Source organism: Acinetobacter piscicola (assembly GCF_015218165.1).
In the GTDB taxonomy this organism is placed as follows: Bacteria; Pseudomonadota; Gammaproteobacteria; order Pseudomonadales; family Moraxellaceae; genus Acinetobacter; species Acinetobacter piscicola_A.
In genome coordinates, this window is the sequence record NZ_CP048660.1 from 113890 (window position 1) to 121785 (window position 7896).

General features: G+C 38.0%; 4 protein-coding genes and 4 pseudogenes. 6 read left to right on the forward strand and 2 right to left on the reverse strand.

Annotated features, from left to right (window positions below; all coding sequences use genetic code 11):
- Nucleotides 1-2: 2 nt before the first annotated feature.
- Both G0028_RS19615 and G0028_RS19620 read right to left on the reverse strand, forming a co-directional pair.
- Nucleotides 3-488 (reverse strand): transposase, encoded by a 486-nt coding sequence (locus G0028_RS19615; protein WP_227554803.1) that lies wholly within the window; start codon nucleotides 486-488, stop codon nucleotides 3-5.
- Nucleotides 489-535: 47 nt separating this feature from the next.
- Entirely contained in the window at nucleotides 536-841 is a 306-nt protein-coding gene (locus G0028_RS19620; protein WP_087547287.1) for an IS630 transposase-related protein, read from the reverse strand.
- Nucleotides 842-877: 36 nt separating this feature from the next.
- Here G0028_RS19620 and G0028_RS19625 point away from each other — a divergent pair.
- From G0028_RS19625 to G0028_RS19650, 6 genes and pseudogenes are all read left to right on the forward strand, one after another.
- Nucleotides 878-1539 (forward strand): annotated as a pseudogene (locus G0028_RS19625) (IS3 family transposase); the annotation flags it as partial.
- A 39-nt stretch (nucleotides 1540-1578) separates the two neighbouring features.
- Nucleotides 1579-4272, forward strand: a pseudogene (locus tag G0028_RS19630) (site-specific integrase); the annotation flags it as partial.
- 126 nt (nucleotides 4273-4398) lie between these two features.
- Nucleotides 4399-4985 (forward strand): annotated as a pseudogene (locus G0028_RS19635) (IS3 family transposase); the annotation flags it as partial.
- A 513-nt stretch (nucleotides 4986-5498) separates the two neighbouring features.
- The gene (gene ltrA, locus G0028_RS19640) at nucleotides 5499-6740 is read left to right on the forward strand and encodes a group II intron reverse transcriptase/maturase (RefSeq protein WP_180047752.1); all 1242 of its coding nucleotides are present in this window, start codon (nucleotides 5499-5501) and stop codon (nucleotides 6738-6740) included.
- Between the two features lie 64 nt (nucleotides 6741-6804).
- Nucleotides 6805-7284, forward strand: a pseudogene (locus G0028_RS19645) (IS3 family transposase); the annotation flags it as partial.
- Between the two features lie 10 nt (nucleotides 7285-7294).
- Entirely contained in the window at nucleotides 7295-7801 is a 507-nt protein-coding gene (locus G0028_RS19650; RefSeq protein ID WP_180047754.1) for a transposase family protein, read from the forward strand.
- Nucleotides 7802-7896: the final 95 nt, after the last annotated feature.

Sequence of the window (7896 nt, forward strand, 5' to 3'; positions counted from 1 at the left end):
AGCTAAATACCAAATAAATCATTACAGTAATCTTTAAATAATTTATCAATATCTTTAACTCTAAACTTAGTTCGAATCGCCTTGACTCGTGACCACATATTTTCTATTGGATTTAAATCTGGACTATATTTAGGAAGCCACACAATGTAATGGCCTGCACAACGTATCAACTCCTGAAGTCTTTTCCCTTTGTGAAAGGTCGCATTGTCCATAATCAAAACACTGCTTTCTTTCAACTTAGGTAATAAATCCTGTTCAATCCAACATTCAAATACTTCTGTATTCACAGAACAATTAAACACACCAACTGTCAACAATCTATTTTCGATAATTGCACCGATCGCATTACTGCAATTCTTCAACTGCCAGTTAAATTCACCTTCAGCACGTGTTCCTTGAAGGCTATAACTATGAGTTCTGGTACTTTCACTTTGAAAACCACTTTCATCTATGTAAATCAGAGGCAATTTCCCTTCTAAACACTCTATGAGATTTTGAAATTGCTGACGTTGATTTTGATCTGCTTTAGGATGCTTTAACGTCTTTTTTTACGCGATATTCCTGCGGCATGTAATGCATTAAATACCGCATGAGTGCTTACTCCTAAACGTTCAGCTCGCTCATACTGATAATCATCAGGATATTGTTCAACATCCTTCAATATTTGCTCTCTGCTAATTTTAGCTGGACGGCCAGGAATAGGTTTGTTTGTAGTGGACTTTTTCCAGTTCTGAATCGTTTGTATACAGATGTTAAAATGCTGTGCTGCTTTTCGCACAGACATTTCATCTCGAATCATAATTTCTATGACTTTGTCTTTAAAATCTTTTGAATATCCCATATCTCTATTGTTCTATAGTTTTTAGGATTTGGCTATACAGTGGTTCGCTTGATGAAGAAGCTAGGTATACAGGGTGTTTGGCGTGGGAAGAATAAATACACCACCCGTAGCCGAGATGATCAAAAAAGAGCGGATGATTTAGTGAAACGTAATTTTACTGCTGATTATCCAAACCCTTGCGAAGCGATGCTTCTCAGGTCGGTGACTTCACGTATATTCAAACTCATTCAGGCTGGGTCTATACCGCCTTTATTATTGATGTGTTCTCACGAGCGATTGTTGGATGGAAAGTATCAACACGTATGAATACAGACATGGTGCTCGATGCACTAGAGCAAGCATTGCATGACCGAGGTATGCCTAAGAATGTGATTCATCATTCAGATAGAGGTGTTCAATATCTTTCAATTCGCTATACCAATCGTTTAGAAGCAGCAAATTTACGAGCATCAGTCGGTACGACCGGTGATTCATACGATAACGCTTTGGCTGAAACAGTGAATGGCTTATACAAAACAGAGGTGATTGAATATTTAAAAGCAGACTGGCAAGGTTTAGCGGATGTACAACTTGCGACATTAAATTGGGTAGATTGGTTCAACAAAAAGCGTGTACACAGCGCATTGGGTTATGTATCGCCTTTTGAGTTTGAAGCAATGTACTATGATAAGATTAACCCGTTAGGTCACGTGGCCTAACTTAAATAAAAATGTCTCCGACAAACCCGGTACGGTTCAAAGATTTGCGATCTAAATATTATCTTTTTAGAACCGCTTTCTCCAAGCTACGGTGATCTATTTGTTGATGAGAAAACGATACGAAAATCGCGTAATTTTATTCCTGATCAACTAACACGCCTTTGGCTTATACACTTTAATGTAAGACAAATTCGTAACATTAGTCTTGATGTAGAAGCCTACCTTCGTCTCATCTTTCAAAAAATTAAATATCCATATACCAACAAAACTTTTAAATTTCTACGTGACTACGCCAATTTCAACTGGCTACAACTAAAAAATTCAGATGTGGACCCAGCATTATCACAATGTTTATTAGAAAAAACGCTCACATGCGGTCTATCAGAGCATGAGTTTGAAAACTTTGCTCTGCCAAAACTTAAAATCCAATTAAGTGATGAAATCGAACGAAATGTCTCTTCTACAGTCAAAGCCATACCAGTTATTAATACATCTGAAGCAATAGAAAATGTAATATTTATTCATAAAAACTTACTGAAAATTATTCGTACATCATCAACGGAACACCCCATTGTGGAGCTCATTATTGAATTTTGCCTCACATACCAGGCTCAATTTAATGAGTTTTCCAAACGTATTATTTTGTGGCTCATCAGTCTCTATCGGCCGAATGCAGGACACATAAATGAGCTAGCAACTTATTTTGATTTTAATACAGCTAAATATACCAGGTCGTTTCAAGACAATCAGAAACTTGCAGATAGTTCAATCTATACCTACTACACCCGAATCGCAGAGCCGTTTTTAACTCATGCCTTACAATATTTCGATGCTGAAGATAATATTAATGATCTGTTAAACAAAATCTATCAACAAATCATAAGTAATACACGACTTGCTGATGAAGCAGATCAACCTGAGTTTAAAAAATCTAAAGGCCAAACGATCCATATGTTGAAACGTTTTCACACTTTTCAACAAATTGTTTTTCAAGCAGAAGATTTTGAACTTGAATTTATCGCATCACAAAGTAGACCTCGTGCACGCATCATTGGTTACACAGCCTTCCAAGTAATATTAAAAAAGTTAGATCAGTTCTTACATGACCAATCCATCTCAGACCATCAATATAAATTATTAAAAATTATTTATATTTTGGCCTACCGTACTGGTATGCGTATTAACGAAATACTCGGGTTACGTGTAAAAGATATTGAGGGTTTAGATCAACTTTCTATTTGGGTCCAACCTTACGGTTCAAAAAAACAAGGGAATCAACATCTGCTCAAAACTGATAGTGCGGAACGGATTGTACCTACCTACGCTTTGCTTAAAGCTGAGGAGTACGAATTTTTTAAAGATTTTGTTGCTGAAAAACGTTTAGAAAATAAGATAAATTTACATTTATTCAGCAACTTGAATGAAAATAGAAAGCTAAATAAACATATCATCACAGCTCCATTGAAACAAATACTAAATCAAATCTTCAAGGAACATCATTATTCATTTCACTCATTTCGCCATACTGCAGCGAATCACTTATCACTGTTACTTAACTGCAAATACGCACCATTGGTTCAAGAGTTGACTGACTATAGCGAAGACGAATATATAAAAATTCGAGCTGAACTTCTTCAAAATCAACATGGGCAAAACCATTGGTTTGTTATTGCACACCTCTTAGGACATATAGAACCCGTTGAAACTTTCAAAAGCTATATTCATTTAAGTTATCTCATCGCGGGTCAAAAACTACAAAAACATCATCCAGATATGTCTAATGAGCTAGCTAAAAAAATCATGGGGCATAATGCAACATTTAAAAATTTAAAAATAACAAATAATGAAAAAGTCTTCAATTTTGAAAAAAATCAGGCAACTCTAGCCACGCTATTATTAAATGATCGAACCAACTGGCTTCAAAGTAATGCAGATGACGTTTTGAATGAAATCTCCTTACAATCAAAGCAACCACATGATTTCTTTGCTTACTTTGCTGGGACAGAAGATTCTAAAATTTCACTTAAACGCTTCTATGAAACACTAAACCAATTAGAAATTCACAGTGATCCTTTAGCTGTATCTCAAAAAATGTGTTTACCTGAAGAACTTGTCAATTATTGGTATGAAAATACTTTAAATTTAGCTGCTATAAAATCACAAAAAGGGAATCCACGTTTATTTAGTAGTGATAGTTCAACGCAGTTAAAACCTGCAATGCTTGATACTGCTGAAGAGCTTCATGCTATGACTTACTTTTTTGAACAACTACAGAAAATAGCGCGTCAAAAACCAACACAAATTGCTTACGTCCTAAATATATTTTTGAATCGAGTGACTGCATCACATACAGGTATCCATTATCGCTGGAAGGATATCGATCAACTTGAACATTTTTTCTCTCAAGTTAAAGATTTATTTCCTGCCAAATTTTGGCACTTACTTGGACAAGATTTACAAATAAAATTAGATACTAAACAACAGCCTCAGCTTTTCAAATTAGCAAAAGCATCAACAAATCAACATCCACCGACACAAGAGGAATTCCCTCGTCTACAACTCTATTCAGTAAAAGATGGTCATGCACTTGCGGCATTTAAATTTTGCTTACATCTAGCATGTATTGGTCGCCCGCATTCTATTCAGCTTAATTGCTTAGATGACATGCTGCCTGCTCCCTTACATAAATCTATGGCTGTATTACACCAACAGGATTTTCTTGAAACTGAATAAATTTTGACCCATTAAAAATTTGGTGTTGTTTAAAAAGAAATATATTTTAAGACACCAAATCAAAAGGCAAAGGGCATTTACAACTTGGCTACCCAAAACCGCCTAAGTTAAAGTCTCCGTTTTTATCAGCACACATCAAATTGGTACAATAAAGCAAAAGCTGGAACCTTAGCAGGCACATAGCAATATTCACCTGATCTCGTTGCTTTACTCGAAGAAAATAAAAAACTCAAACAGCAACTCAAAACAGCTGAAATGGAAAGAGAATTCCTAAAAAAAGCAGCAGCGTACTTTGCCAAGGAAAGTCAGTGAGGTACGCCTGTATGAAACAGTATAAAGATACATATCCAATTACCATGATGGCGAAGCTGTTAAAAGTATCAGTTTCGCGATTTTATGACTGGTTGAAACAAGGCATGAGTAAAAGAGTTGTTTTAAGAAACTAGCAAACAATCCTAGTCAAAATAGCACATCAGGAAACCCATGAAAGCTATGGTTGTGTTCGTCTAGCGAAGTATCTACAGTCACAAGGCATTCAAATCAGTGAGTATGCAGTCCGTTGTATTAAAAAGCAAAATCAGTTGTACTGTAAGCGTCATAAGCGTTTTAAAAGGACAACAAATAGCGATCATAATCGTTCAGTTTACAATAACTTATTAGAGCAAAACTTTGCAGTAACTGCTCCGAATGTTGCATGGGTAAGTGACATTAGTGTGCCGCAGCAAGCGGCGTAAGAGATGAGGGTATGGCCCCTCGCTATCGGCTTGCAGGAGCAGGTAGCAAACCACCATAAGCGGCTTGGATCAAAAGTCCCGGTCGTGAGCGTTATGGAAAAGGCGTTGTATAGGCGTCAGGTAAGAATTAGGAAGGCGAACACCAGTGAACTGCCGTTCAAGTGTCGAAAGTACTCAAATGACATCAAAACCGGGGATGGATGTTGCCCCGCGATCAGTTTGGCCGTTACCTGCTTACGGGCCATTCGGTGTCCGGCGTAGAGGCAGCGCGATCCTAATTCAGGCTCTTACGTTGAACTGCGGGAACCTTCGGTGGCGATGTCAAGCGAAAGGCACAAGCTCAAAAGGCAAGGCTGATAATAGCAATGCGTCACCAAGGGGCGGAGCAACTCGTAGTAGTGTTGAAGTTACTGTAATGGTAATGGAGCGAAGGGGTTGCATTATCCAGGTCTACGGATTTGTCAACTGTGCAAGCAGGAGGAGCAAAACTTTATGACCAAACCATTTAACATTCCTAAAGCGTTAATCTGGGAGGCATTTAAGAAAGTCAAAGAGAATGGCGGTGCTGCAGGCATCGATCATGAATCTATTGAGCAATTCGAACACCACTTAAAAGGCAACCTGTATAAACTATGGAATCGACTTTGTTCAGGCAGTTATTTTCCATCGCCAGTCAAAGGTGTACCGATTCCAAAGAAATCAGGTGGGGTACGTATGTTAGGCATTCCAACAGTAGCGGATCGAGTAGCACAAACAGCTGTCAAGCTTATATTGGAGCCACGGATTGATCCTCTATTTCATCCAAACTCTTATGGCTATCGTCCAGGGCGTTCTGCCCATGATGCGATAGCTATGGTGAGGCGACGAAGTTGGGAGTATGACTGGGTTGTGGAATTTGATATCAAAGGTTTATTTGATAACATTGATCATAATCTACTCATGCGTGCACTTAAGAAACACTGCGAAATTCCATGGATTCTTCTCTATGTAGAACGCTGGTTAAAAGCACCTATGCAAAATGTAGATGGTCAAGTTTTAGAAAGGAATCGCGGCACACCGCAAGGTGGAGTTATCAGTCCTCTATTGGCTAATTTATTTATGCATTATGCTTTTGACATGTGGATTACCAAGAATCTTGCGAGTGTAAGATTCTGCCGCTATGCGGATGATGGAGTAATTCATTGCCGAAGTTTATCTCAAGCCAAACTTGTTTTACAAAAGATTGGTGCACGATTTCGTGAATGTGGACTCGAATTACATCCAGATAAGACAAAGATTGTTTATTGCCAAGATGTGAATCGTCGCCAAGCATATCCCGATGTTCAATTTACTTTTCTCGGGTACACGTTTAGGCCCCGTAAGGCTGTGGACAAGTATAAAAGAGTTTATGTAAATTTCTCTCCTGCAGTCAGTCGTGATGCACTTAAAGCAATGCGACAGACTATTCGGAAATGGCATCTACATCTGATGTGTAATCGCGAATTAAGTGATTTATCTGCAATATTCAATCCAATTCTTCAAGGTTGGCAGCAATACTATGGTCGATTCCATGGTTCAGCAATGTCAGCGATCTGGCAACACATGAATGCTTATCTTATACGCTGGATGAGGCGTAAGTATAAAAACTTGGCCCGTCATAAAAGACGGGCTAGATATGCCTTAGGGCGACTTGCGCGTGATTTTCCAAATGCCTTTGTGCACTGGAAAATGGGATGTTTACCAACGGTTGGATAATGGGAGCCGGATGAGCTGAGAGGTTCACGTCCGGTTCTGCGAGGGGCTAAGGGTGAGATTCCCTTGGTCTACTCACCCCTACATTTGGACAAATGAGGGATGGTTATATTTAGCTGCTTTAAAGGATCTTTATAGCAAACAAGTGATTGGCTATAGCTTAAGTGAACGTATGACAGCACAGTTAGTCTGTGATGCTCTTAAGATGGCTGTTAGGAATCAAAAACCACGACAAGGCTTAATTGTCCATTCAGACCGAGGCAGTCAATATTGCAGCCATGATTATCGAAACATGCTTGAAAAATATGATTTTCAAGGTTCCATGAGTAAGCGTGGTGACTGCTTTGATAATGCGCCAATTGAAAGCTTTTGGGGAATACTAAATAATGAACTTGTTCACCACTGCAATTATAGAACCAGAGATGAAGCTAAAGCAGATATTACAAAATACATAGAGCTATTTTATAATCAGCAGAGAATTCAGAAAGGTCTGAATTTTAAGGCACCAAATCAGACAGCAGAGGACTTTTACAAGTTGGCTGCATAGAATCTCCCAAGTGGAAGTGTCCTGTTATTTCGGCACACATCAAAGCATAGAGCATCCAAAAAAACAAAAGAAATTCTATAGTGGAAAGAAAAAGCGTCATACGATTAAAGCACAACTGACAGTTAATTATGAAACAAAACAGATTTTATCCCTTGCTGTTTCATCAGGCCGAACACATGATTTTCAATTATTTAAAAATCATCAAAAGAAACAAAGATATAAAGCTTTACTGCTCGTGGATAAGGGCTATCAAGGACTAGTTAAATTAGGCGTAACGTGCTTAATACCTTTTAAAGCAAGTAAGAAGCAGACACTTTGTCCATTACAAAAACGAATCAATCGAGAAATAGGAAGACGTATTTGTATTGAACATATCAATAGCAAATTAAAAGTGTTTAGAATACTTGCTGAGCGTTATTGGAATAGACGTAAACGAATGGGGTTACGTCTAAATTTGATTGCTGCTTTTTACAATATGGAGTTGATCAAAAAATATTTTTTGCAAGAGGTCTATTAAGCAATATATTCAAAATCAAAAAGGTTATAATCTGTGAAATTCACCTCCATCCTGACTGTCGGATGGAGTCATCTTTCACTACTAGATAGAGATGT

Excerpts from the sequence above, each read along its gene's own strand:
- ltrA (WP_180047752.1), top strand. The coding sequence starts at position 5,499 with ATGACCAAACCATTTAACATTCCTAAAGCGTTAATCTGGGAGGCATTT.
- G0028_RS19620 (WP_087547287.1), bottom strand. The coding sequence starts at position 841 with ATGGGATATTCAAAAGATTTTAAAGACAAAGTCATAGAAATTATGATT.